Origin of the sequence: Phragmitibacter flavus (assembly GCF_005780165.1) — a bacterium.
GTDB classification, from domain to species: domain Bacteria; phylum Verrucomicrobiota; class Verrucomicrobiia; order Verrucomicrobiales; family Verrucomicrobiaceae; genus Phragmitibacter; species Phragmitibacter flavus.
In genome coordinates this window covers 37,909-63,931 of record NZ_VAUV01000018.1, presented here as the reverse complement: position 1 = coordinate 63,931, position 26,023 = coordinate 37,909, and the positions used below count along the sequence as shown (strand labels likewise).

The 26,023-nt window shown below is 53.7% G+C and carries 17 protein-coding genes; 9 read left to right on the top strand and 8 right to left on the bottom strand.

Features of this window, described 5'->3' with window-relative positions; translation table 11 throughout:
- The first annotated feature begins 56 nt into the window (after positions 1–56).
- Positions 57–2,705: a DNA gyrase subunit A gene (gene gyrA, locus FEM03_RS20580; protein WP_138088215.1), complete on the top strand. Its 2,649-nt coding sequence runs from the start codon at positions 57–59 to the stop codon at positions 2,703–2,705.
- Between the two features lie 309 nt (positions 2,706–3,014).
- Here the strand turns inward: gyrA and FEM03_RS20575 are convergent, their stop codons facing one another.
- A complete protein-coding gene (locus tag FEM03_RS20575; RefSeq protein WP_138088190.1) occupies positions 3,015–3,710 on the bottom strand; it encodes a P-loop NTPase family protein in 696 nt (231 codons plus the stop codon).
- Positions 3,711–4,173: 463 nt separating this feature from the next.
- Complete coding sequence (locus FEM03_RS20570; protein WP_138088189.1) at positions 4,174–4,887, bottom strand: DUF72 domain-containing protein; 714 nt, start codon at positions 4,885–4,887, stop codon at positions 4,174–4,176.
- 152 nt (positions 4,888–5,039) lie between these two features.
- Here FEM03_RS20570 and FEM03_RS20565 point away from each other — a divergent pair, with 152 nt between their 5' ends.
- The 3 genes from FEM03_RS20565 (at position 5,040) to FEM03_RS20555 (ending at position 7,241) form a co-directional block, all read left to right on the top strand.
- Positions 5,040–6,053 carry a methyltransferase gene (locus FEM03_RS20565; protein WP_138088188.1) on the top strand — a complete coding sequence of 338 codons (1,014 nt, stop codon included), beginning with the start codon at positions 5,040–5,042 and terminating at the stop codon, positions 6,051–6,053.
- Positions 6,054–6,144: 91 nt separating this feature from the next.
- Positions 6,145–6,681, top strand: coding sequence for a pyridoxamine 5'-phosphate oxidase family protein (locus FEM03_RS20560; RefSeq protein ID WP_138088187.1), 537 nt, complete (start codon positions 6,145–6,147; stop codon positions 6,679–6,681).
- A gap of 77 nt (positions 6,682–6,758) precedes the next feature.
- Complete coding sequence (locus FEM03_RS20555) at positions 6,759–7,241, top strand: SRPBCC family protein (protein ID WP_138088186.1); 483 nt, start codon at positions 6,759–6,761, stop codon at positions 7,239–7,241.
- Positions 7,242–7,261: 20 nt separating this feature from the next.
- Here the strand turns inward: FEM03_RS20555 and FEM03_RS20550 are convergent, their stop codons facing one another.
- Positions 7,262–9,949: an RNA polymerase sigma factor gene (locus tag FEM03_RS20550; protein WP_206171094.1), complete on the bottom strand. Its 2,688-nt coding sequence runs from the start codon at positions 9,947–9,949 to the stop codon at positions 7,262–7,264.
- A 174-nt stretch (positions 9,950–10,123) separates the two neighbouring features.
- Here FEM03_RS20550 and yghX point away from each other — a divergent pair, with 174 nt between their 5' ends.
- The 3 genes from yghX (at position 10,124) to katG (ending at position 13,975) form a co-directional block, all read left to right on the top strand.
- Positions 10,124–11,026 carry a YghX family hydrolase gene (yghX, locus tag FEM03_RS20545; protein ID WP_240772858.1) on the top strand — a complete coding sequence of 301 codons (903 nt, stop codon included), beginning with the start codon at positions 10,124–10,126 and terminating at the stop codon, positions 11,024–11,026.
- Between the two features lie 185 nt (positions 11,027–11,211).
- The gene (locus tag FEM03_RS20540; RefSeq protein ID WP_138088184.1) at positions 11,212–11,634 is read left to right on the top strand and encodes a Fur family transcriptional regulator; all 423 of its coding nucleotides are present in this window, start codon (positions 11,212–11,214) and stop codon (positions 11,632–11,634) included.
- Between the two features lie 67 nt (positions 11,635–11,701).
- Positions 11,702–13,975 carry a catalase/peroxidase HPI gene (gene katG, locus FEM03_RS20535; RefSeq protein ID WP_138088183.1) on the top strand — a complete coding sequence of 758 codons (2,274 nt, stop codon included), beginning with the start codon at positions 11,702–11,704 and terminating at the stop codon, positions 13,973–13,975.
- A 147-nt stretch (positions 13,976–14,122) separates the two neighbouring features.
- Here katG and FEM03_RS20530 read toward each other — a convergent pair whose 3' ends face one another.
- Complete coding sequence (locus tag FEM03_RS20530; protein ID WP_138088182.1) at positions 14,123–19,576, bottom strand: hypothetical protein; 5,454 nt, start codon at positions 19,574–19,576, stop codon at positions 14,123–14,125.
- A 524-nt stretch (positions 19,577–20,100) separates the two neighbouring features.
- Here FEM03_RS20530 and FEM03_RS20525 point away from each other — a divergent pair.
- Complete coding sequence (locus FEM03_RS20525) at positions 20,101–21,138, top strand: hypothetical protein (protein ID WP_138088181.1); 1,038 nt, start codon at positions 20,101–20,103, stop codon at positions 21,136–21,138.
- A 168-nt stretch (positions 21,139–21,306) separates the two neighbouring features.
- Complete coding sequence (locus FEM03_RS20520; protein ID WP_138088180.1) at positions 21,307–21,825, top strand: hypothetical protein; 519 nt, start codon at positions 21,307–21,309, stop codon at positions 21,823–21,825.
- 100 nt (positions 21,826–21,925) lie between these two features.
- On the opposite strand, the gene FEM03_RS20515 is transcribed toward FEM03_RS20520, so the two are convergent.
- The 4 genes from FEM03_RS20515 to FEM03_RS20500 all read right to left on the bottom strand — a co-directional run bounded on the left by FEM03_RS20515 (position 21,926) and on the right by FEM03_RS20500 (position 25,965).
- The gene (locus FEM03_RS20515) at positions 21,926–22,402 is read right to left on the bottom strand and encodes a hypothetical protein (protein WP_138088179.1); all 477 of its coding nucleotides are present in this window, start codon (positions 22,400–22,402) and stop codon (positions 21,926–21,928) included.
- Positions 22,403–22,481: 79 nt separating this feature from the next.
- On the bottom strand, positions 22,482–22,730 hold the full coding sequence (locus FEM03_RS20510; RefSeq protein ID WP_138088178.1) for an AAA family ATPase: 249 nt from the start codon (positions 22,728–22,730) through the stop codon (positions 22,482–22,484).
- Between the two features lie 140 nt (positions 22,731–22,870).
- The gene (locus FEM03_RS20505) at positions 22,871–24,901 is read right to left on the bottom strand and encodes an NACHT domain-containing protein (protein ID WP_166443032.1); all 2,031 of its coding nucleotides are present in this window, start codon (positions 24,899–24,901) and stop codon (positions 22,871–22,873) included.
- Entirely contained in the window at positions 24,898–25,965 is a 1,068-nt protein-coding gene (locus FEM03_RS20500; protein WP_138088176.1) for a tRNA nucleotidyltransferase/poly(A) polymerase family protein, read from the bottom strand. Before FEM03_RS20500 ends, FEM03_RS20505 begins: the two co-directional genes overlap by 4 nt.
- Between the last annotated feature and the right edge of the window lie 58 nt (positions 25,966–26,023).

The window sequence follows — 26,023 nt, the reverse complement described above, 5'->3', positions numbered from 1 at the left end:
CTCTCTCGCAAGCCCAAGGCTGACTGAATTTTTGATCTTATCCTATTTCTCTCGTGATTGACGAACCCAACATCAAATCGATCCCTGTTGAAGAAGAACTGAAAGGTTCCTTCCTCGATTACTCCATGTCCGTCATCATCTCGCGCGCTCTGCCGGATGTGCGGGACGGACTCAAACCTTCCCAGCGACGCATTCTTTATGCGATGCACGAGTTATCTTTGTATCCGCCCAAGAAGCACATGAAGTGTGCGAAGATTTGCGGTGATACTTCAGGCAACTATCACCCGCACGGTGAAGCGGTGATTTATCCGACCTTGGTGAACATGGCGCAACCTTGGGGCATGCGTGATCCATTGGTCGATCCTCAGGGTAACTTCGGTTCGGTAGAGGGTGACCCTCCGGCAGCCATGCGTTATACGGAGGCGCGACTTACCCATCTTGGGGGTCATCTCATGGATGACATGGAGAAGGACACGGTTGATTTTGTTCCCAACTATGATGAACGGTTGACTGAGCCGGTGGTCTTTCCTGCGGCGTTTCCGAATCTGCTGATCAATGGTGGAACCGGGATTGCGGTTGGGATGGCGACCAACATGGCGCCGCACAATTTGATTGAGGTGGTGAACGGCATTTGTGCGCAGATCGACAATCCGAACATCACGATTGATGAGTTGCGCGAACACATTCTGGGTCCGGATTTCCCGACGGGTTGCACCATCCGTGGCATGACGGGCATTCGCGACTATCTGGAGACGGGTCGTGGCTCGATGCGGATTCGCGGTCATGCGGAAATTTTCGACAATGGCAGCCGTGAGCAGATCATTTTGACGGCCATTCCCTACGGGGTGAACCGCGCGGAACTTTGCAAACGCATCGGCGAGCTGGTGGCGGAGAAGGTGTTGCCTGAAATCAGCGCGATTCGTGATGAGTCGGATGAAAACACCCGTGTGGTGATCGACCTCAAGCGCGAGGCGCGGGCACAGGTGGTGTTGAACAATTTGTATAAACACACGGCGCTTGAGACGAGCTTCAGTGTGAACATGCTGGCGATCGACAACCGGCGTCCGCGATTGTTGTCGCTGAAGGATGCCATCTCCTGCTACATCGAACATCGCCGGGAAATCATCATTCGGCGCACGCGTTATCTTTTGCGTCAGGCCGAGATTGAGGCCGAGAAACTCGAAGGGCTTTTGCTGGCGATCAGCCGCCTGGATGAGTTCATTCAGATGATTCGCGAATCGGGAAGCCGGGACGAAGCAGAGGCGAAAATTCGCGCGTATTCGTTTACGGTAGAAGCAGCCCAGGCCTTGGGCATTTTGATTCGTGGACAGCCCAGTGTGAGGGACGGTCGCTATTACTTCACCGAAGTTCAGTCCAAGCACATCGTGGAGTTGCGACTCTATCAATTGACCGCTCTTGAGCGCGACAAGGTGAAGCGCAACTATGATGACCTGCTTGCGACCATTGAAGATTTGATGGACATTTTGGCCAAGGAGAGCCGGGTGCTCACGATCATCAAGGATGAATTGGGAGTGATCAAAAACAAGTATGGCACGCCGCGTTTGACGCAGATTGTGGCAGCGGAAGGGGAGATCAACATCACCGATTTGATTGCCAATGCTCCGAACATCGTGACCATCACGCATCGCGGATTTATCAAGCGCACGTCGACCCTCGAATACCGTTTGCAGGGCCGGGGCGGCAAAGGTTTGAAGGGCATGGAAACCCGCGAGGCAGCCACGGAAGAAGACAAGGCGGACTTTGTGGAACATTTGTTTACGGCAAGTGCGCATGACTACCTGATGTTCTTTACCAACACGGGTCGTGTGTATACCGAGCGTGTGTATGTGGTGCCTGAAATGGGCCGCACGGGCAAGGGACGCAGCATCAAGAACCTCTTGAATCTTCGTGCGGAAGAGAAGATTGCGGCGGTGTTGCGGATCGAGGCTCCGGAAGATGGCGATCCATGGAGTGAAGACCAGTTTGTGTTCTTTGCGACCAAGGATGGAACGGTGAAGAAGACCGCGCTGGTTGGCTTCAAGAACATTCGCAAAGATGGCATCAATGCGGTGAACATCGAAGAAGGCAATGAGCTGATCCAGGTGATTCTCACCAACGGCGAGAAGCAGATTTGTTTGATTACCCGCAACGGCATGTGTGTGCGCTGCAAGGAGTCGGACATTCGTGCAATGGGTCGCGGTGCGATGGGCGTGATGGGCATCCGTCCGTCGGAAGGCGACTACGTCGTGAGTCTGACGGCGGAAGATGAAAGCGCCCAGTTGCTGGTGGTTTCCGAAAATGGCCTTGGCAAACGCACGCCGTTTGATGAATACCGTCTGACCAATCGGGGTGCAAAAGGGGTGAAGACCATGAACGTCACGGACAAGACGGGCAAGGTGGTCGCGGCTTTGGCGGTCGGTGAGACCGATGAGTTGATGCTGATGACCAGCAAGGGCCAGAGCGTGCGAATCCGGGTGGGTGACATCCGCGAAACCGGCCGCAATGCCCAAGGCGTGAAACTGATGAATCTAGCGGCTGGCGAGACCATTCAGGATGTCGCCACGGTGATCGCGGATGAAGAAGCGGTTGCGGCTGCGGTTGCTCCGGTTGAGGCTGATAGCGCGGAAGAGGTCAGCTCTGATGAGGTGGTCTCGACTGAGGAACCTGAGATCGAAGAATCGGGCGCGGAAGACGAGACCGAATGATGACATTTAGTTGAGAAAGCGAGGTGGAATGAAGGTCATTCCACTTTGATCGATAATTCCGACAACCCCGAGGACATGAGAAGTCAGAAGAAAAGCAACAAAGCACCTCGTGCCTTCAAGAACAAAGGTTCTGAAGGTCGGTGGGCGGGAGGGAGTCGGCACGACTCGTTTTTGCCCCCGCCCAAGCCCATCTTGCGAATCAAGAAAGCGGAATCCAGTAGTCCAACGAAGACGACCGAATCCGAGCAACCGCCGTCGATTGACGATTAGACTAAATTTTAGACGTGTCTTCGATCCGACTGGATGGGATCAAACATACAGGCCGTCGATCTGTTCATAGGCGTGGTTGAGCCACACTTTGACGCGTTGCCTTTCCAAAATGCCGAGGCCTTTGATGTCGGTTTCGCTTTTGTTTTTCGCGGCCCAAAAGCTGGTGCTGCCGGCGTCAATTTTATTGATGACCGCTTCATGCAAACGCTTGAGCGTGATGATGCGAGCATTGAGGCTGAGCGCGTGCTCCTTCTCGCCTGATCTGTCGAAAATATCGAAATTCTCGCCGCGCAGTTGATTGAGCACGATCACGTAGTTGAGGCGTGATCCAAAACGATCCAGGAGCTTCTTCAACAAGTCGACGGAGTCTTTTCCGGAATCCATCACATGCCAGTAGGTGATGGTCAGTCCGAGTTCGCCGGTGGCTTCGAGGACACCGGATTCGTCCATCCATTTGACCAGGGAGTCATGAGTTTGGGCTGCCAGGTCCACGAGGATGCGCTTGTCGGGGTTTTCGCTGGCGGCTTCGACCACATTGTCGAGACTTTCGTAACGGTCCACGACGACCGGCGAGGCGAAGTCGGAGTAAAAACGCAGCAGGGAGCCGTGGGAACGGTCCGTGTCGAAACCGAGAAAAGGTTTGCTGCGATCAATGAAGTATTGGGCAAGGACACGAGCCAAAACAGACTTGCCAACGCCGCCTTTTTCACCGCCGATAAAATGTATATTTGCCATGGATGTTTTTTTATGAAGAAGCTGAATTTGAAAATTTCCGCAGGAGCGGGTGATGAGGAATCCTTTATCCGAGAACAAGCGGATTCTGGGTAGCAGGACTCCCAGCAATGGCAAGCGATAAGGCGTGCCTTGTCTGTAATGTGGCGGTTTGGTTTGAAACCGGACGGGCAGAAAGATGCACGCTCAGCGCCATCCGCCGCAAGCACCAGTCCTGAAATGTTGGCGGCAAGGCCGATGAAAACAAACATCAGCGTCAATGGAGAAGCTCATAATCTTGATTGGATAGGTAAGGAGGTCAAGTGATGGGATAACTCGTTTTTGGGGAATCTGAATCAAGTCCTAACCTCCTGCGGAACGGGGGAGGCGCCCTGACGGGAGGGCTTGTTCACCGTTGAGCGGGGATGTCAGGAAAGCACCGATCCAAAGTCGAAAAACTCGAAAGCGCAATCTGGATCAAACCGCATCAACCATGTCGGAGCGCATCCGCAAAGGTCTCCGCAAAGCCGGGGCCCACGCAGGTATCTTCGTGCTTGAAGTAAACAAAGACCTCGGACCATCGGGAGGCCTGTGCTGCAACGAATTTTGCCCAACGATTGAGGTCGGGCTTGCGGTAGTCTTCTCGTCGCAAACGCAGATAACCAAACTTTGCAGTGGCGACTTGGGGTGTTTCGATTTCGTCCGACTCGGCGATGCATAACGCGGCATCGTGATCGGCCAGGATCTCATTCACTTCGTCGTTGAACCACGATTCGTGACGGAACTCAAAGGCGCTGCTCAATGAGTTTTTCTTTGGCAACGACGTGAGAAATTCACGAAGCAGACCGGCGTCTTTTTTGAAAGTTGCTGGCAATTGAAACAACAGCGGACCGCGTTTTTTGTTCAGTCCGCTGACGGCTTCATTGAAGATGGTCATGATCTCGCTGCAGTCTTTGAGTTTGGCAAAATGGGTGACTCGTTGCGGGGCTTTCAGACTGAAACGAAAGTCGTCAGGCGTCTCGGCGGACCAACGCTGAATGGTTTTTTCGCTGGGGATGCTGCGAAACGTGTAGTTGATTTCGGTGCTGCTGAACTGGCTGGAGTAGTAGCCAAGCATTTTGGCAGCCGAGGTGCCTTCGGGGTAAAACTTGCCCTTCCATTCCTTGTATTGAAAGCCGGAGGTGCCGATCCAAGAATGCATCAGGGTCTATGCGGCGGATTCGTGATGCCATCAAGGGAGAACTGTGGCGTGATGAAGCGAACAGTGAATTAAAATTTGTCGATTCACCTTTGGACTAGTTTACAGGGTTGCCTTCTGAGGCTTTCTTGATCGAACATTTCCGCCACTTTTCTATGAGCATTACACCTGACCACATCCTTCAAACCGGCCTGGCCTTCTGGGCTTCCAAAACTCTTCTCAGCGCGGTCGAAATGGGCGTGTTCACGGAGCTCGCCAAACAACCCGGTGACGTGGCCTCCCTTCAAGGTAGACTCGGACTTCATCCGCGTGGTGCGCGCGATTTTCTGGATGTTTTGGTATCTATCGGAATGCTTCAGCGCGACGAGGAGGGCACTTATCGTAACTCCGACGAGACGGATGCGTTTCTGGACCAGAACAAGCCGTCCTATATTGGGGGAATTCTCGAAATGGCCAATCATCGGCTTTATCCATTTTGGGGAGACCTTTCCACCGCGTTGCGCACTGGTGAACCGCAAAACGAGTCCAAAGGTGGCGGTCCTGATCCCTTTGCGGCACTGTATGCCGATCCCGCCCGCTTACGCGAATTTCTGAGAGCCATGTCCGGCGTCAGTCGCGGTGGCAACCTTGCCATCGCACGTCAATTTCCCTGGTCCGATTACCAAACCTTCGCCGATATCGGCACCGCGCAGGGCGATCTTCCGGTGCAGATTGCGCTCGCCAATCCGCACCTTCGTGGCATCGGCTACGATCTGCCCGAAGTCGGACCCATCTTTGAAGAATACCTGGATGAGTGCGGGGTGGCAGATCGCGTCAGTTTCCAAGGTGGCAGCTTCTTTACTGATGAATTGCCGAAAGCCGATGTGCTGCTGTTTGCCCATATCCTGCATGACTGGGATCTGGAAGTTAAACAGATACTGCTGAAGAAAGCTTATGACGCGCTCCCGTCGGGTGGCGCAGTGATTGTCTTCGACGCGATCATCGATAATGAACGTCGTTCAAACACCTTTGGTTTGTTGATGAGCTTAAACATGCTCATCGAAACTCCTGGTGGTTTCGACTACACCGGGGCCGATTGTGTGGGCTGGATGCAGCAGGCAGGATTTCGCCTGTGCCGCGTTGAGCACCTAGTCGGACCGGATTCCATGGTCGTCGGATTTAAGCCTTGAGCAGGCAACGTTGGCCAACTCGTGATACATCATGAGGGCCATAGCTTCGTTCGGGTGCGAATAAGGATCAGACTCACGCACCCCAACGAATATGGATTCCATCAATCAAAATCAGCCCGAAGAGAATCACGCCGATCTGCAAGGCAAACTGGCCATCGATAAAATCAAGGAACTGGTTGAAAAGACCAACTCCTGTTTTTTTTGCACCGCCAATCCACTGACAGGTTCCAGCGCGGCACGACCCATGAGCGTGCAAACAGTGGACGATTCTGGAGCCCTCTGGTTTTTGAGTCCGGACGACAGCCATAAAAATCACGAACTGGAGATGGATCCAAGTGTGGCGTTGTATTTTCAGGGTTCGGCGCACTCCGACTTTCTGGAACTCAAAGGGAAGGCGACGGTGTCCAAAGATCGCGCGAAGATCGAAGAATTGTGGCAGCCCATTCTTAAAACCTGGTTCACAGGGGGAATTGATGATCCACGCATCACCGTCATCAAGTTTCAGCCTTTTGAAGGATATTATTGGGACACCAAACATGGGACCCTCGTTGCGGGAATCAAGATGCTGATCGGCGCTGCCACCGGCAAAACTTTGGATGATTCCATCGAAGGTCGGCTGACGGTGTAAGTTCCGCAGCATAAAAAGTTGTCCTGACGCGCAAGGTTTGTTCGTCGTGATATGGAAACACCGTTCAACGAATCCATATGACTACCAAAACCGACAACAACACCGCCACCAGCACCCAGACCATTAAACTTCACCGCGTAATCAAAGCGCCGACCGAGCGTGTTTATCGTGCTTTTCTGGATGCCGATGCCACGGTCAAGTGGCTGCCTCCGAACGGGTTCACCTGCAAGGTCCATGAGATGAATGCCACCGTTGGCGGCGTTTTCAGGATGTCCTTCACCAACTTCAGCAGCGGCAAAAGTCATTCGTTTGGCGGAACTTATCTTGAGTTGAAACCTGGTGAGCGACTTCGCTACAGCGATAAGTTCGACGATCCGAATCTACCGGGCGAAATGATCACCACCATCGAACTCAAGCAGGTGTTTTGCGGAACCGAGATGCATATTACCCAAGAAGGCATTCCCTCAATGATTCCCGCTGAAGCCTGTTATGTGGGCTGGCAGGAATCGCTGATTCTTCTTGCTAAGCTGGTCGAGGCAGAGATTCCTGATGAAGAGTGAATGGGCTGTCGAAGGGCACCCTACCTTGCGGCCTGGCCGTCGACACGCTTGCTTAACACTTTGAGTAGTTGATTGCGCTCATCAACGCTGATGGTTGCGGCTTGGGTCCAGGCTTGGTATTGCTCAACGGTGGCAGGCTTGAGTTGCTGGTTTCTGGCCAGCTGCAGTCGGGCATCCCGGCCCATGGACGCCGGTAGTTGCTGTGTCCAGGTGAGAGGCACGTTCAAGGGCACTTGGTGATCGACCCAGATTTTGCAAAGCTTGCTGGCTCGCAGAGCCACATCAGGTCCGAGCCTTGGCAGATCGAGCTTGAGGATCTCGGCGGCATTGGCGTCGATGTTGCCGAGTTTGTTGTAGTAGAGATCGCTGAGCATGCGCAGGGCAGAGGCTTGCCAGTCGAGTTGTGCATGAGTCTGAAGATAGGCATAAGCGTCCTGCGGATGGCCGGGAAACTTCACCATGGCAAGCTGGCCAAGGGCTTTGTCATGCATCTGTGGATCGGTGATCTGTTTGATGAACTGGGTCGACTTGGCGAGATCATTTTGTGCCGCGAACTGCGTCACTGCCTGGGTGAGGGTTTCTTCGTAATCCTGTCCCTGCAACCCGGAGCTTTGCACGAGTTCCAGCGTGGCTTGTGGATCGACGGTGGCCAGTCGGCGGGTTAAAGCTCGGGAGAGGAGCTGACGATCTTCACTCTCCGGCAGTTGCTTGATCCATTCGGCAGCGGCAGGGGCTTGAGACAAGGGCACCATGCGCATCACCTCCAGCGCCGCTTCCACCTGGTCCATGATGCTGGTGGACTCCATGATTTTTTGAAGCTGGTCAAAGGGGCCGTTGGTGCTGCGACCGTAAAGGGCGGACAATGCGATGTCTTGCGCTTTTGTTGGAGTGCCCGTCATCCAGGAAAGCATCGTCGCCTCATCGGGAAGCGTCGGCAGGGCGGCAATGACCTCGCGCATGCTGGCAAGATCTCTCAAGCCACCTGCATATTGCATCGCCGCCGAGGGATCCGCCACCGCCCAGCCTTGAAAGATGCTGGAGCTGAAGTTGCTCATTCCGGCCTGATCGCACATGGCGGCCAGTTGCAGCGCATGGGGGTAGTCGACACCCGCATCTCCTCGAGCGGCTCTCAAGATGGCGGGCGCTCCGACGCGAATGTTCACATCGGGAGACTGGGCCAGTTGCCGAATCATCTGGTCGAGCTGCGGTTTTGCAATGTCGCCCTTCAACACCAACCTCATGGCGCGGGCCACGATGGCGCTTTTGCCTGCAGCAAGCTTGGCACCGAACGCGGTCCAATCAAGCCCCTGGCCGTTGTTCAGCATCGCCAGATCCACAAGAAAACCTTCGTTGCCGCCAGTGCCCATCCGGGCAATCAGCGAAGAGGGATTTCCGATCGACTCCAATGCGATGATGGCCTCTTCCTGCATGGATTTTACCGTCAAGCTATTGATCCACTCGCGCAGGGTTTCGGGTTGCAACTGTCTGGCCTCCAATGCGTAGAGAAGTTGTTTGCGCATGCCCAGTCCGCCATCAGGCTGCGCGGTCACCCAGTTTAGCGCGGCCAGTGGGTCTTCATTGCTCCAGGCCATCAGGTAATGGTCGAACATTTCGGTGCGATTGGCCAACACCGCAAAGGGGTCGCGCCATGGGGCCACGCTCGCATCCAGGTCTTTGGCGATGAGATCGTCAAAGGCAGCGCGCGACAGCAACACCCCCATCTTCTGCAACAAGGCGTATCTCAGGTCGGGATCGCTTTCCAGCAGCACCTGTTTCTTCCGTTCGTTTAAAGCCATCGCACTGGTGAATCGAAAGCTTGCATCCCACTTCCCGCGCCATGAAGCATTGCCAGCCGCGCTTTTGTGGTCAGAAAACGTGACGTTGATGGAGGTGTTCACGGAACTAACCGCGTTGTTGGGTTTAACGGCTTGCGAGGTTGCCGGGCGTGTCGGCGAAGTCATCTGTTGATAACCGACGGTGGCAACGGTCGCTGTGCCGACGACGGCCACGGCGGCGAGCACGAGCTTCGACTGGATCAGTGCCGCCATCAAAGAAGCTGAGGTCGTCGCGGACATCATCGCCGACACCATCACGGCGCTTCCCGTCATTGAGGCAGATGCCGCGTGGGTTGAAAGCAAGCCGGTCAGCGCCACACTGCTGACCACGACGCGACGTTTGGTGATGAACTGCCGGAGCCCCTCAATCGCGGCACTGAGTTCGCGACTGACGACGCTTTCCGAACAACCCAAGGCCGCTGCCGCTGATCGTTGCGATTGGTTTTGGAAGTAGCATTGCACCACCAGATCACGCTGACGTTCGGGGAGGGCAAGCATGGCATCGTCCAAGTGCGGCTCGATTTCTGTCCAGAGATTGGGTTGGGTATCGGGTATCATTTGATTCATGGCCTCCACGGAGTTTTCGCGGACCCGACGACGCATCGCCGTCCGCTGATGATTCAATGCGGTGCGGCACGCTGCATGATAAAGCCAGCCTGCCAGGGAGGTGCTTGGTGGCAAGGATTTCGCCTTCTTCATCAGCAGCACAAAAGTCTCCTGCGCCGCATCTTCGGCCAGTCCATCATCGCGGAGCACTCTGCGGCAGGCGCTTTTTACCAGCGGCCCATACAGCGCGACGATCTTCGCACAAGTTGCCGAGGTCTTGCCCGCATGCAGCGCGGCCAGCTCTTGATCAATGGTTGGGGTGGGCATCGGGTTCATCGTCGTCGTGTTCAAGATCAAGTGTCCGCCCATCGCAAAAGCTTGCGTAAAATCGCACTATCGAAACAGATTGCCAATTGGGGGGCAAGCCCACAGCAGCTTGTTTGGAGGATCAACCTCCGCGATTCGAGGCTTCACAATGGCCGGTGAAGTCACTAAGCTGGCATGATGAGACCACGCCAAACTGCTGCCGACTTCGATCAGGACCTCCTGAATCTTTATGATGAATATGTGCATGGTCGCGTCGACCGCCGAGGGTTCTTGGAGCGGGCTTCGCGTTTTACCGTGGGTGGTGTGACGGCGGCTTCGCTGTTGCAAATGCTCAGTCCCAACTATGCGCTTGCCGAACAGGTGGCCAAGGATGATCCGCGCATCGAAGCCGCGTATGCGGAATACGATTCCCCGCAGGGCGCGGGCAAGATGCGTGGCGTTCTGGTAAAACCTGCCAAAGCTGCTGGCAAAGTTCCCGGGGTGATCGTGATCCATGAGAACCGTGGACTCAATCCTTATGTCGAAGATGTCGCCCGACGTGTCGCCACCGCGGGTTATGTTGCTTTTGCGCCGGATGCCCTGTTTCCACTTGGTGGATATCCCGGCAGCGACGATGAAGGTCGGACGATGCAGGCCAAACGCGATCAGGTAGAGATGACCGAAGACTTCATCGCCGCCGCCAAATGGCTCTCCAAACACGAGGCCTGCAATGGCAAAATGGGCGTGGTCGGCTTTTGTTACGGTGGTGGCATGTCAAACACGCTCGCCGTGCGTCTGCCTGAGCTGATCCTCGCCGCCGTCCCGTTTTATGGCCGTCAACCCGCCGTTGCCGATGTGCCGAAGATCAAAGGCGCTCTTCTGATTCACTACGCCGAAAACGATCCAAAGGTCAACGAAGGCTGGCCCGCTTATGAAGCCGCGCTTAAAGAAGCCAATACTCGTTACACCGCCCACACCTATCCCGGCACCAACCACGGTTTCCACAACGACACCACACCGCGATATGACGAAGCCGCTGCCAAACTCGCCTGGGAGCGGACCATCACGTTCTTTGATGAGATGCTGAAAGGCGCTTGATTTTGGAGTGCGCCGCTCAGCGGCGCTTTGGACGGGATCGCGACATGACAGGTAGGGATAAAGCTGCAGTTTCCCCAATTCTGCCGGATCCAAAGCGGTGCAAAGCCCCGCACTCCAGATATTGCGTGCACGATTTAAATTCAAAAAGTTCTGGACTCGCTCCAGATCTTTAGTAACTCTATCTTGTGTCCGATCCTGCCGCCCTCCTTCGTCAAAACGGCATTCCTGTTACGGCCCAACGTTTGGCCGTGCTGAATGCTGTTTCGAGCCGGCCGCACAGCACCGTGGACATAATCGCCGAAGAGGTTCGCGCCAAGATCGGTGCGATCTCTCAACAGGCGGTTTATGATGCCCTCGGCATGCTGGTCAAAAAGGGACTGGTTCGGCGCATTCAACCGGCCGGGTCTGCCGCTCTTTATGAGGATCGGATCGGCGACAACCATCACCACCTGATCTGCCGTAGTTGTGGAAAAACGCTTGATGTCGATTGCGCCATCGGCCCGGCTCCCTGCTTGAATGCGTCTCACGACTTCGGTTTTCAGATCGACGAAGCCGAGGTCATTTATTGGGGCATTTGTCCCGACTGTCGTCCTTCAAACTCCATTTAGTTCACTCAAATCGTGTCGAACATTTAATCATTCACTCCCACCCTTCATCTCACCCAAATCAAACTCTATGTCAGACAACCAAACCGAAGCCAAATGTCCCTTCAACCACACCGCCTCAACCGCCGCCACTGGCGGAGGCACGACCAATCATGACTGGTGGCCAAACCGTTTGAAGATTGAACTTCTGCATCAGCATTCGTCCAAGTCCGACCCGATGGGTGGCGAATTCAACTACGCGGAAGAGTTCAAGACTTTGGACCTTGCGGCATTGAAAGCCGATCTTGCGGCCTTGATGACCGATTCACAGGATTGGTGGCCAGCCGACTTCGGTCACTACGGCGGTCTGTTCATCCGCATGGCCTGGCACAGCGCTGGCACCTATCGCACGGGTGATGGTCGTGGCGGCGGCGGTCGGGGACAACAGCGCTTCGCGCCGCTCAACAGCTGGCCGGACAACGTCAGCCTCGACAAAGCGCGTCGATTGCTGTGGCCAATCAAACAAAAGTATGGTCGCAAAATTTCCTGGGCCGATCTGATGATTCTCACCGGCAACGTCGCGCTTGAAACCATGGGCTTCAAAACCTTCGGCTTCGCGGGTGGCCGGGTCGATACCTGGGAGCCGGATCAAGACGTTTATTGGGGTCGCGAAACCACATGGCTGGGCGGCGACTTGCGTTACGGTCACGGATCCGAAGGCGTGGAGGGCGAGGGCGTTCTTGTATCCGATGACGATGCCGATGGCGACATTCACAGCCGCGATTTGGAGAATCCGCTGGCCGCCGTGCAGATGGGCCTCATCTATGTGAACCCCGAGGGCCCGGACGGTAACCCTGATCCTCTCAAAGCCGCTTTTGACATCCGCGACACCTTTGGTCGCATGGCCATGAACGATGAAGAAACCGTCGCCCTCATTGCTGGCGGGCACACCTTTGGAAAAACTCACGGAGCCGGACCTTCCGATAACGTCGGACCCGATGCAGAGGCCGCAGGTCTTGAAGAACAGGGTTTCGGTTGGAAGAACAGCTTTGGCACCGGCAAGGGTGGCGACACCATCACCAGTGGTCTGGAAGTGACCTGGACCAGCACGCCGACCAAGTGGAGCAACGGCTTCTTTGAGAACCTGTTTGGTTTCGAATGGGAACTCACCAAAAGTCCCGCCGGAGCCCAGCAGTGGCGTCCCAAAAATGGTGGCGGTGAAGGCACCGTTCCTCATGCGCACGATCCATCCAAGAAGATTGCGCCAAGCATGCTCACCACCGATCTTGCCCTGCGTTTCGATCCGGCTTACGAAAAAATCTCTCGCCGTTTCCTCGAGAATCCCGATCAGTTCGCCGATGCCTTCGCCCGTGCCTGGTTCAAACTCACGCATCGTGACATGGGTCCTCGCAGCCTCTATCTCGGACCTGAAGTTCCCGCTGAGGAACTCATCTGGCAGGATCCCATTCCCGCAGTCGATCATCCTTTGATCGATGAAACGGACATCGCCTCCTTGAAAGGCAAGGTTCTCGAATCCGGTCTGACCGTCTCCGAGTTGGTGTCCACCGCCTGGGCATCGGCATCCACCTTCCGTGGATCGGACAAACGCGGTGGCGCCAATGGTGCCCGAGTTCGCCTTGCTCCTCAGAAAGACTGGGAGGTCAATCAGCCAGAGCAACTCGCCAAGGTTCTCGCCAAGCTGGAAGAAATCCAAACCGCCTTCAACAGCGCCCAGACCAATGGCAAAAAAGTATCGCTCGCCGATCTGATCGTGCTGGCTGGCAACGTCGGAATCGAACAGGCGGCGAAGAACGCCGGTCAGGAAGTCACCGTTCCCTTCACACCGGGTCGCATGGACGCCACAGCGGAACAAACCGACGTGGAATCGTTCGCCGTTCTAGAGCCCATCGCCGATGGTTTCCGCAACTACCTCAAAGGCAAATACACCGTGCCTGCGGAAGCATTGCTGATCGACAAGGCGCAACTGCTGACCCTCACCGCTCCCGAAATGACCGTGCTGGTGGGCGGCCTTCGCGTTCTGAACACCAATGCCGGTGGTGCCAAGCACGGGGTTCTCACGGATCGCCCGGAAGTGTTGACCAATGACTTCTTCGTGAACCTGCTGAGCATGAACACGGAGTGGAAACAGGTCTCGCCGTGTGGCAATGCCTTCGCCGCGTTTGATCGCAAAACCGGAGCCCCCAAATGGACCGGCACCCGTGTTGATCTGGTCTTCGGCTCCAACTCGGTGCTTCGTGCTGTCGCAGAAGTGTATGCGGCTGCAGATTCTCAGGAAAAGTTCCTGAAGGATTTTGTGGCCGCCTGGACCAAGGTGATGAACCTGGATCGTTTTGACGTGGCATAAGACGAAATCGAGAGAAGCAAGAGGGGCACACCTTCAGTCAGCGTGCCTGTCGATAGAAATTATCACCAAGGCTCCGGACTCCACCGAGTTCGGAGCTTTCGTTTTTTGGAGCGGATTTAATGCCCTTGACTTGTTTTTCAGCAATTCTTACGGCGCAGTGGCAACCACGAGTTTCAAGAAGCGTCTCGGCGTGGTGGTAGTGATCGCCGTCGTAGCGGTGACCCACGGTCCATCCCCGCCTTGGTCCACTCCAATCAGGGTCCAATCGATCAGATCATCCGAGCGGTAGACTTGATAGACGAGAGAAGGTTGTGCCCGGAAGTAGGTCAGCTCCAAACGGTTATCCTCAACCACCAAAGTTGAGCCTATGGCGCTATCCTTGGAAAAAGGAGAAAGTCCCCTGGCATATTCTTCAAACAAGGTGATTCCATCTCCATCATCATCGCTGGTTGGTGAGGCATCGGAGGCGGCACCCCATGCGTTTAACCACTGCGCAAAAGTTCCTGGGACCATCGCCGTCAAAACTGGGGAATAGGCAGAATAACCTATTGCATTGAAGGCTTTCAGACGATAACTCCAGGTATCTCCACCTGCCAGGCCGGAATGTTGATAATGCAACACTTCCGAAGCTCCCAGATGCAACACTTGCCAGGCACTCGAACCACCTTGCTTCCCTTCCAATACGTATCCGTTGGAGGCGGGATTCGCCCCCCAAGTCAACGTGATCATTCCGGTTGCAAGTCCACTTAAAGTCAAACCCGACGGTGCATCAGGCGGCGGTTGAACAGGCTGCAACCGAAGCTTTGCAAGGCCAATCCGAGGCTCTCCATTCACATCAACAAACGTTCCACCGATCAGGACGCGGTTTTCTCCTGCGATGGCATCCACAATGGCTCCAGACGTTAGTGTTGGCGATTCAAAGCTTTGGTCATGGACACCGTCCTCAAAAAATCTTGCCACCAAAAGGCTCCGATCCGATACCAAGCCATTGAGCGTTCCAAAAGCCAGCAAGTTGTCTTCGCCACCTTGTGCAAACCCCGTCACATTGCTCCCTGTATTCAGCGGTGTGCGGAAGCTGTGATCGGCCTCACCATTAACAAAAAATCGTGCCAATCCTGGCCTGGGAAGATTGCCACTGACAAGCTGGGAAGGGCCGACTGCAGTAAAACTCCCAGCCACCGTCATGCGTCCTTCGGTATCAAGATAAAGGTCATTCACATTGCCATTCGAATAGGGCGCGAAGTCGGCATCGACCGTATCGTCACTAAGCAAACGGCCGAGATAACTTCGGAGTGTAGTTCCCATCCGGTTGAAATTCCCGGCCCGCAGCATCCGGCCTTGAGAATCGCGGTGCAATTTTCGGGTGAGCTTGGGGTTGCTGCTTGGGAAATTGCTAAAGTCTGGAAGAAGGGCGCCGTTCTCGCTGAATCGAGCCAACTGCCAGCGGTTCTGCCCGGCAAAGCTGGTCAACTCGCCGCCAACCGTCACCTTTCCGTCCTGCTCGGGAAGAATACTATAAATGAGACTGCTGCTTCCCTCCGTAGGAGGTGCAAAAGAATCATCAAATGATCCATCCGCATGCAGGCGTGCCAGCCGGTAGATGGTGTTTAGACCGAAGCGGCCGAAATTCCCTGACACCAAAATCTTGCCATCAACGGTCTCAGCGACAGCCCGCACCGTTTGTTCAAATCCTGGTCCCCTGGCAAAGGCAGGGTCAATGCTGTCGTCAGGGAGGAGTTTGAGCATGCCATAATGCGGCACCCCAAGATCATCGGGTCCACCGACGGAGCTGAAGTTGCCCATGATCAGCGTGCCGCCCTCCGCCAATCTAAGCATGCGATGCACTGAGCCTCCCCTGCTGAAACTTGCATAAAAACTTGGATCTACGGTCCCCGTTGGTGTGCTTACCTTGGCCACGCTTTGATGCCTCGTTTCCTGCGCCGTGCGGAACTCCCCACCAACCAGGCAGTTGCCATCCGGCAGCGCCATGACCACCTCCCCACTGGTGGGAAACAACATGGGCACGCCAGGTTGCAAGACGTTACCAGTCGAGACAATGGCAAACCCGTCCCGCCTCTCTCCGCCATAGCTCCAAAAGGTGCCGGCAATCGCTACGCGGTTTGCATCCAGTGTTGTCACACTTCTCACCACGCCAGAGGAACCGATCCCTACAGGAAATGAGGGACTGATGGTTCCATCCTCCTGCAGTCTCACCAAGCCAGCGTAATTGATTCCATTTACCATGTCAAAGCCACCTGCCGCCATGATTTCACTATTGGGCAGAAGGTCCAGGCTGTGAAATGCCAACGATGCGGTCGTTGAATTGTAGCTGGTCGCAATTATCCCCAAACTTTCATCGACCTTGCCAGTTACCAACAATCTCGCCAGCCTGGTAACTCGCAACGAAGTGCCGTCGCGATTGACGATGTTACTGAAAGTCCCTGCCAGATACACTCTGCCATCTGGCGACACGGTGACGGCATTTACCGGCGCATTGGGCCTGGCCGCATCGAAGGTGTTATCCAGGCTGCCATCGGCATTCAATCGGGCCACATAACCGCGTGTCGTATCACCCGCCCAGTTTTGAAAGGACCCTCCCACCACAATCTTGTCATCTGGCAAAACTTTGAGACTTCGAACGGATCCCCCAGGTCCCTGATCCAGGCCCGGTTGGATAGCGAAAGTCGGGTCAAGTGTGCCGTTCGGCAGCAACCTGGCAATGAAACGTTGCTCAACCTCACCGATCCTCAAAAACGTCCCACCAATGATGATTTTTCCATCCGATTGAACTCCGATGCACAGCACCTCACTGGAAGGGCCGCCTTCAACGACAAAGGATTCATCCAAGTTGCCATTCGAGTCCAGGCGCGCGATGTTTTTGCGCAGCAAGCCGTGAGCCCGGCTAAAGTTGCCGCCGACAAGAATTTTGCCATCAGTTTGCCTTGCCAAGGATTGAATGTGCCCCTGCCGCCATAGATCTAATTCATTTCCTGGCAGCAAGGTTCCCAGCATGCCTTCGTTTGGTGGCATGGTGATCGAGTCAGTGATCACAGGAGCAGATTCTCCAGCGGAATTCCAGGCGCGAATCCGGTATTCATACGCCAGCAGTGCAGTCACCGTATCGTCCTCGAACGATGTCATCGTTCCCGTCGGAAAATGAATGGGGATCCAATCGGTATCGCCAACTACGCGGCGCTCGATCACGTATCCCTCTGCATTCGGCACGATACTCCAGGTGAGCATGGCACGATAGGCCGACACTGCCAAGGCTTGCATTTCAGGGGGAATTGGAATCGCGGGTGCAGGCCCCGATGGCTTCAGCCATACCCTGGCCAAGCCTTCTGCAGCCAGGCCGTCGAAGGTCTGGAATGAACCGCCCACCAACACTGCTTGATCACCGTCCTGTAAAAGGGCGTAACATGCCCCATCCAAATCCTCCACTGTCACGAAGTCGGGACGTCTTTTCCCGCTAGAATCCAGTTGCATCAGGAATCGGCATGACATCCCATCCACCATCTGAAATGTTCCTGCAATCACGATATCTCCATCCTTTCTAACCACCACATCATGGACCGTATGATTAGGACCGCCCCAAGTGTTGAAACTCGTGTCCACCGATCCATCGGCATGAAGCTTCACCATTCTATTCGCAAGCACTCCATTCGCCGCGCCGAAGCTTCCTACGGCGATCAATCGATCACCTGGAAGCAATTTCACCTCTTCGATGAAGCCGCCGATAAACGAGACAGGCTTGAACCCGGTATCCACCTCTCCGTTGCTGCGCAGGCGCCTTATCATCTGGCTTTCGATCACTAGAATTCGGCCATCAGGCAGGCGCCTCACCTGGTTCACTTTCCCAACCGGTGTCACTGCAAATTCCGGATCCTCCTGCCCATCCGGCAACCATCTTCTTACCGCTCCCTCCAATCCGGGGACGAAGTAGTTGGCGTTGCCACCTCCAATCACCTTGCCATCTGGCAGCACTTCAAGGCCACCAACCCATTCCAGTGACGATGGTTGAATCAAAAAGGTCTCATCCCATCCTCCAGCAGAGGAGAACCGCGACACTGGCGCAGTTGCTACCGGGCTTTTTTTGTCGGTCGCACCTCCGATCAGCAGTTGTCCGTCCTGGGTGCTTGCCACCGCCTCTGCCATGGTTAGAGGTCTTCCAGACGGAGCGGCAGAGAATCCCTCATCGATTTGTCGACCAGCGGTCAGCACCCCGATTGGCGAGACTGGTTGATAGGTGTTTCCATCAGCCGAAATCAATGCGTCAACCCGCCCCATCGTTGCCACGCGGCCATCCGCCAATCGCTCCAGGCGCAAGGTTGCCATACGATCTTCAGAGTCAGGATACCTTGGGTGAGTGAATTGCAGGCGATGGTCATGATCCAAGCTCAAATTTGCCTGCAATCTTGCCAGACCCAGCCGGGACTGATTTCCCACGGTTACGACATCGCCCCCAACCAGCACCCGTCCATCAGCCAATGGCAACAACGCGCTAGCTCGCGAGTTCACCATGTCAACCTGTTGTGCCTCCACTTGTGGCATTCCACCTTGATCCAAGGACTGCACTGCTGATTGCGCCGTCCCGTTGTCATCTGTAAAGCCACCTCCAATCAGATAGCCACTACTCTCCAAATTTCTGAGAACCAGTGCTTCTACAATGCCTTCAGTGCTCATCCATGTGTTAAAGCTGGGATCCACCTCTCCATTCGTCAGTAGCCCCGCCACCCAGCCTGCAGGATCGCTGTTCGCCCCACTGCGACTTCCCCCCAATCTTAATCGCCCATCCTCCAGCACCACGGCCACGTTGACCGAGGTCACGCCCGGCACAAGGGCTGGTGCAAACGAGGTGTCAAGCTGCCCGCTGTCGTTGATTTTTGCCACCTTATTGACGGAGGTGCCTCCGACAGTAGTGATTTCACCCCCAATAAGGACACTGCCATTTTCCAAGGCCTGCAGCATTTTGACTCTTCCACCCACGGCCAGAGAGAAAGTCGTGTCCAATGTCCCATCAGCATTGATCCTCGCCAGGTTGGACCTTGCTGTCCCATTGACTGTCGAAAACCGCCCTCCTACCAAAATCTTGCCATCCTCCTGCAGGAGGATGGCGTGAGCCTCAGGACCGGAAGAAGTATGCATGGCTGGAGGCGCGAAACTGCTATCGCTGCTGCCATCCACATTCAGGCGAATCAAGCTCGCAAAGGAATGATTGTTGAATAGAAGGATGCGACCATCCGGCTGCACCGCCAAAACCATCTCCGTAATCTGGAATTCCCAACTCGGGCTCGCGGTAAAATTGAAGGACTCATCCACGCTTCCGTCTGTATTCAAACGGATCACCCAGGCACGATCCGTTCCATTCACTTTGGTAAAGTTACCAGCCACCAACACCTTGCCGTCGGGCTGCTGAACGAGTTGAGTGATTTTGCCACCTTGCACCGCCTTTACCGTGAAGGACTCATCCACCGTGCCAGGCACTTCATCTGCATTCAAAGCGGCAATCCCCAAGCTTGCCAGCGCTCCTACACTCCATGCAAATACCCGCCCCGTCACCGCGGACAGATTGCTGCAGCACCTCAGGCCAGACGTCGACATAGCCACTATCTTAGAAGCGTGACTTATTCAAGTGCAATCACTTTTTAGGAATAGCGTCGAGAAGATGAAAAGCACAGTTTTTGAGTAGTTCATGGGAACACATTTATTTATGAATCATCTATCCACAAAAACGTCATTGGGATATGGGGCGTGTGGTCTTGCTATTGCTCCAATTGGTTGGCGTTGTCCTATTGATCAATTGCACTGTTAATATGTGCGAGTTGAGACGTGGCCTTGGGCTTATGGCTGTGATTCCTCTGTGAAACTGGTGATCCCGGCGGGATGGAAAAAGTATGTCATCTCGATATCTTCGTTCCGTTCAATGAGGAAAAGGTTTAGGCAAGGTGACCGGAAAACTCGACGCCACGTGAGAACGGTCAGTTGGTTTGGAAGGGAAACGCCAACGATAAATTTGTGAGCGTTTACCTGCCGTGAATGCAAAACCTTGGTCACACGAACAAAAGAACCCACCATCATACCATGAAGTGACGATTTCGGGCCACTTCGACAGTCCCAGTAAAATCATGAAACATTATCCTTCAGTTGTGTCACCATCGCTCGCGATTCTCTTAGCCGCATTGGCGATTAACATGAGTTCTTGGAGTTTGCAAGCGCAGACACTTCCAGATAATCCCGTCGTCAAAGGCACCTTTCTAGGCGACGGCAAAGATGGCAAAATCCAGCATCTGGTGGTGCAAACACGCGAGCCATTCAGTGACAAGGCGGCGATTCGTCTGATCTTTACTGAGAAAGATCCATCAAAATCCAAGAAGCCGGAATTTGATGCCGCATTTAAAAAGTTGGGTAGCGCCCTGATGATCAGCGTGTTCAAAGACGGTGGTATCTTCGGTTGCGAAGTGGCACATACCGCGCATGAGAAATCCCCTTTTTCCGCCGTCGGCGAAATCAAGATGATCGATTTTAAAGTCACCGAGACGCATGTTTCAGGTCAGCTCGCCACCGGCGGAGAACTTGATGCCTTTGACCAAAAATGGAACGTCGACCTGACATTTTCCGCCCCTTTGCCGAAGGGTGCATTTGTTGCCGTAGCCGATCCGGCCAGCGCCATGCCAAAGAAGGCCGATGCCGATGCCGCTTCGGAGGAAGAGAGGGAGAAACCCGTCGATGCCGGACCGAAAATGCCTGTGTCTGAACTTCCTCTTCCTGCGGGTGCCGTCGATGTGGAATACAAAAAAGTGGTAGAGCACATCGGATTTCGTTCCGATGCTTCCGTCAGCGTGGTGGCCAACGACTTTTCTGCCAAGTTGAAGAAGCAAGGTTGGAAGGAAACTCCTGGCGGTTTGATGGCGAAAACCAATGCCATTCTCAAACGCAAGCTCAATGGTGCTGAGCTGACCATCATGGTTCAGCCAGCAGGCAAAGGATGCACGGTCAAAATCTTCACCCAAGGACTCGACTGGTCGAATCCTCCGACTTCTTCTTCTTCACCATCCGCAGAATCCAAACCCGCCAAAAGCAAAACCACCGATGCCGAAAGTATCGAAGCCGAGGCCAATCGTCTGATCAAAGAAGCGATGAAACAAATCCCCGCAGGATTCTAGAAGGGGATGGCAGGTCTGCTCTGCGCCCGAAACTGAATCGCTGAATACGTATGCAAGACAGCAGCCAGGAGTTGGTCGTGTTCTGATCGAATGGATCACTACGTTCATCTACCAAATTCTGATCCAGATCGGTTGACAGGGATTTCCCAAAGCGCTCCAATCCGCCATATGATTCTTCCACTTATTCGTTCGATGGCCGTCACGGCTTTTTTGGTCACCACCCTGCCAGTTATCGCCGTAGCTCAGGAAGCATCGGCACAAGCTGAGGCCAGTCTCAGCGTGCAAGGCCGCCCCACGGTTTATAACCATGTGGTCGCACTGCGAGGGAAATCGTTCAATGATCCCCGCATCATTGTGATTGCGACCGTCAAGCCGCTGACGGCGAAACAGATTGAGCAGGTGGTAAAGGCGAACGCGGAAGAGACGCAGACCTTGGAAGGTAATGCTTCTTATATTAAAGCCTCCTTCAAGCCCGACGGCACGCTACGTTACCTGGTGGGGGACGGTGGCGGGGCAGTCTTCTCCAAGAAGAACGAGGCGGACCAAACCATCCTGAAAGGCAAAGCCACGATCACGGGTGACCGGGTGCAAGGCGAAGTAATCCTCAGTGAGCCAGGCGACTACGCCAAAGAGGCCAAGCTTATTTTTGATCTGGCATTTCTCACTGAAGCCCCCGAAGCTCAGTAGGGTGACAACTCGAAAACGGCGACCGGGAAGAACCGGAAGTTCATGGGGAGATGAAGCACACCTCAGCTCCTCGGCAGTTGAGTTGGTCAGAGCAAGAGCATCACCCAACTTTACGCCGCGTCCGCTTCGGCTTTTCAGGAGCCAGCGTCATCTGAGGCGTCACCTTGATGCCAATGCGCTTGTAGTAGTCGAGCATCTTCTCTGTTGCGACGCGGCTGGCTTCGAGCTCGATCTTAGACATTTCCGACATTTCAGCGGGAGGCGTTTCCTGGAGGTTGGGGAAATTGAGCATGGCTAGCAGTTGGTCGAGGGTATACGTTTGGCTGTCAGCGATCTGCTTTGGCGGTGGTTGTTGATTATCCCACAATCCCCATTCATCAGCAAGTGGCAGGCAAGCTTCGATGAAGTGCCTGCGGCTACGTTCAAAGCGGCGGTGCACATCGTCATTCGGCACATTGTGCCCTCCCAATTTCACCCGCAACGCCACACGATCGACGGCCTGCGTGGCAGAGCCGATGACAATGTAGTGTAACAGGATGCGATAACCCTTTTCTTTCGCATCTCGAATCAACGCCACATAGGTTTTTCCGCTGAGTGTCGATTGACGACGGACATCCCAGTCCGCCGCCCTTCGGGCTGATCTCCGATCAGTCTGTCTACAGCCTTCCCAAGGCTTCCGGCTCAAAAGCAAAGCTCGCCTTGGCCTTGATCATAGAACGCGCTTCCTCCAGGACAAGACGACCCGCTTTGAATGCGCTGAGTGAAGGATCGAGCGGCGAAAGCCCTCGCGCTACCTCGTCCGCGTTCAGAAAGCGCATCAACCCCAGCCTCGGCAGCAATTCTCGCGCGAGTGTTGTCTTCCCCGCTCCATTGCAGCCGCCGAGAATGCAGAGGGTGGGGTTCATGGGGTTTCTTTAGCTTCGGAACTTTGGTTAGCAACGGCGGATATAATTTTACCGATGACATCGGCCTCTCCTTAAAACTGAAGTGAGAATATGGGGGGGACAGGCAAGCACGGAACGCGGTCATATTTTGCACACTGACGTCATTTTCCCCAGTCGGTCGAAGCCCATTCACTTTTTTGGACAGTTGAATGCTCGGGAATGGAAATGTAGATAATCAAAAGCCCAGTGCCTGACGCATCATCATCTACAACGTTCACTTTGAAATCACCTTCTTGACTCAAACCCTCTAAGAACTTGACGAGTTCGAGAGACTCAGATCCACTTGGAACACTCCTGACATATTTACCCAAAACGCCTGAACGCCCTGCGTATACGTCGCACAACAAAGCAATTGCTTCCTCGCGATTAAAATTCTCCCACTTGGCAAGAGATTCCTTATGTTTAAGTTTGATACACCACAAGACATCCTTGGCAATCGGTTCTCTGGATTGTGCGAGCTTAAATGAACGCAGTAAATCGTCCACCGCCTTCATAATTACAGCACAACCCTTTTCAATATCACTCTCCCTCATATTTAGGTTTTGTGCAAAAGCTCTCGCCAGCAAAGAGGCCCTGTGTGTCTCGGCTATTTGATTGTCGTTTAGTATTAGCTGAACTAGGTGGCCAGCATCCTGAGCAAGACCGCAAGCATAGACCCAAATACTCCTCCAAGTTGGGTTCGCCCAACGATTGACAAACAGACTCGAAACATCATCCGCACGCTCAACTAGGTAGTTCGCAGCGAAAAGCTCCATCAATGTCCGATGCGAAAATTTCCAACTTCTTCGATGATGGTCTACACACTGTAAAAGGCCGGTGTGCTCCACCAGAGCTGGGAGCAGGTGAAGTGAAATGTCGCGTTCAGCGTATTTAATTTCGGAGGAGCAGAATTCTTCCGTTGAAAAGTCAGATCTATTTGAGTCTACCAGCCAAAATGCCAACCGACAAAGCGAAGAGAGTTTTCTCCCAGGAGCCGCCCAAGATTCGCTTGACCTGCTAATTCCTCGAACCATATCCCATTCTCCTGACAGGGCTCGAACATAGCTAGATAACAGGTTTGCCGAATCTTTTGGAAGCACTGAGTTTTGGCGATAAAAATGCACTAGCAATCCAAGCAAAAACGGATTTCTTGCTGCATCCTTCATTTGAGGCAGTTCATTCAGGTGTCTGACAAAGCGATGCCAACTTAAACGGTCATGTGAATATAGCTTTTTGTAACTCCATTCTAGCATGTGTGAGTCTTCGAAAGGCCTTAGTAAACAATGACTAAACCCTTGAAAATCCCCTTTGTAAGAGGCGGTGCGGGTAGAAAGAATAATTCCGATCATTGGGGAATCGTTGGCAAGGCGGGAAATCATATCGGAGATCACCTGACGCTTCGAGTCAGGAACCTCATCTAAGCCATCGAGCAGGAGAACTACCCTGCCAGCGCGACAGAGTGATCGCATTGTGGCTTTTGAGTCAGATCCACCATCTGAACCAAAACAAGCCTGATTTAAAGCGTGACTAGCGCTATGCTCATCTTGCCAATCGCGAAGCTGAAAGTAGACAGGTATCGAAGTTGGCTGCTCTCCTCTAGATACGTCCTTGCAAAAATTTAATGCCCACCGCCTCAGTAAAGTTGTCTTTCCAGTTCCGGGCTCCCCCAATAGGACACACCTTTTTCTTGAGAGCGCATACTCCCAGGTTACGCTTCTCGTCGAACTAAGAGTGTAAGGGTCCACCTCAGATAGGGACGGCGATAAAAACTCGGTCTCTAGGTATGCTGCCTGATCTTTCGCCAATCCTTCCGAGAACGAAAGCTTTTCAGCTATCCAATGAGAATATTCAGTTATCCACTCTGTGTCTGTTTGTTTGGTCGGAGACTCCTCTGTTGGCAGACCCGAGCCGTCCACTAAAACATAGCAAATTTTGTCTGTATTTTTTGGGACGAAGACAGGTAAAGTGTAACTCCTGCCAGCAATTTCCACTGGGCCAGTCGTAGTTGTGAAATGTCTCTTCAAATACTGTTCAATTTCCGCAAACGGAGTTACCTCAAATCCGATGTCTTCGTGAGGATCCAATTCAACGAACCTATCGGCGTGCCTCACAACCGGCTTGCAAAAATAATGAATTGCAGAGTCTAGGTTCATGAAAGAATATCTTTTACAAGTGGTTGGAAAAACTTCACCCATTCGCGTTCAGCTCCAAACTCAATCATACATATGCGAAATTGTTCAAGTTTAGCTTGCCGATCGCCAGGTGCACATTTGTTGATCACTTGTGCCTTCAGATAGCGCAATCGTTCGCTCCCATCCATAGCCGCAAGATCAGGAAGATAGTCTTTCGTTATTGTTTCGATGGTCTCAACAGTAGCTTCGAATCCACGCATTTTGAATTTTAGGAAACGAATGACGATTTGTGCCCGTTGCTTTGGGCGCCTTGAAGCTTGGTCACAGACTAAGCAGAGTCTGCTCTCTTTGGCGTCCTCAATACCTCTGCCTGATGGATCGATTAGCACTGCGTTAATTGGGTCGTAATATATCGCATTACAAGAAAAGTCACGATGTCCGACGTCACTACAAAAGTCAGCACCGAAGATTGCATTTTCGGTTCCTGGGGCCGCAAGCGAAAACATTTTCAGGTCTATAAATGGATCCCCTAATCTTGGCACTCCACCGAGTCTTACATAACCATTTTTGTCTGATATTTGGGGGTCGCTACGATACATCGCCTTAAGTAAGCGTGAAGCGCTATTTAATGGCATGGTGGTGACCAAATCAACGTCGTGAGTTTCTTTGCCCGCCAAAACGTCACGAACAGTCCCGCCAACCACGAATATTTCAAATCCACGGGACCAAATTTCAGTAATCAGTTCGGCATATCTGGGGCCAGGTGGGACCGGTCGAGCAAGCAAGACGCCAAACAATTGCTGTTCTGACGCAGTTGCACAAAAAATGCGACCCCCATCTGGAAGATGTTCCCAAGCTGGTCCTCTACGATGGGCAGTATCTTGTAACCTAACGACATCGAAAGAATCTAATACAAAGGAATGTTGCAGCTCACTTCTGACGTGCGGACGCCCCTTCGTTCCGTGCCCCTCAAGCTTCCCGCGATGAGGAACTGAGTCCGTATACCAGATCACCTCGTCACCCGGCCTGGGCAGCGGGCAAGGTGGCAATTTTAGATCTCTTGCCGACTTTTGGTCTCGGGACATGGCTTCGAATTTGCCTCAAGTTAAAGATGATAATGCTAAGTGTAGGACTTTTAGTAAA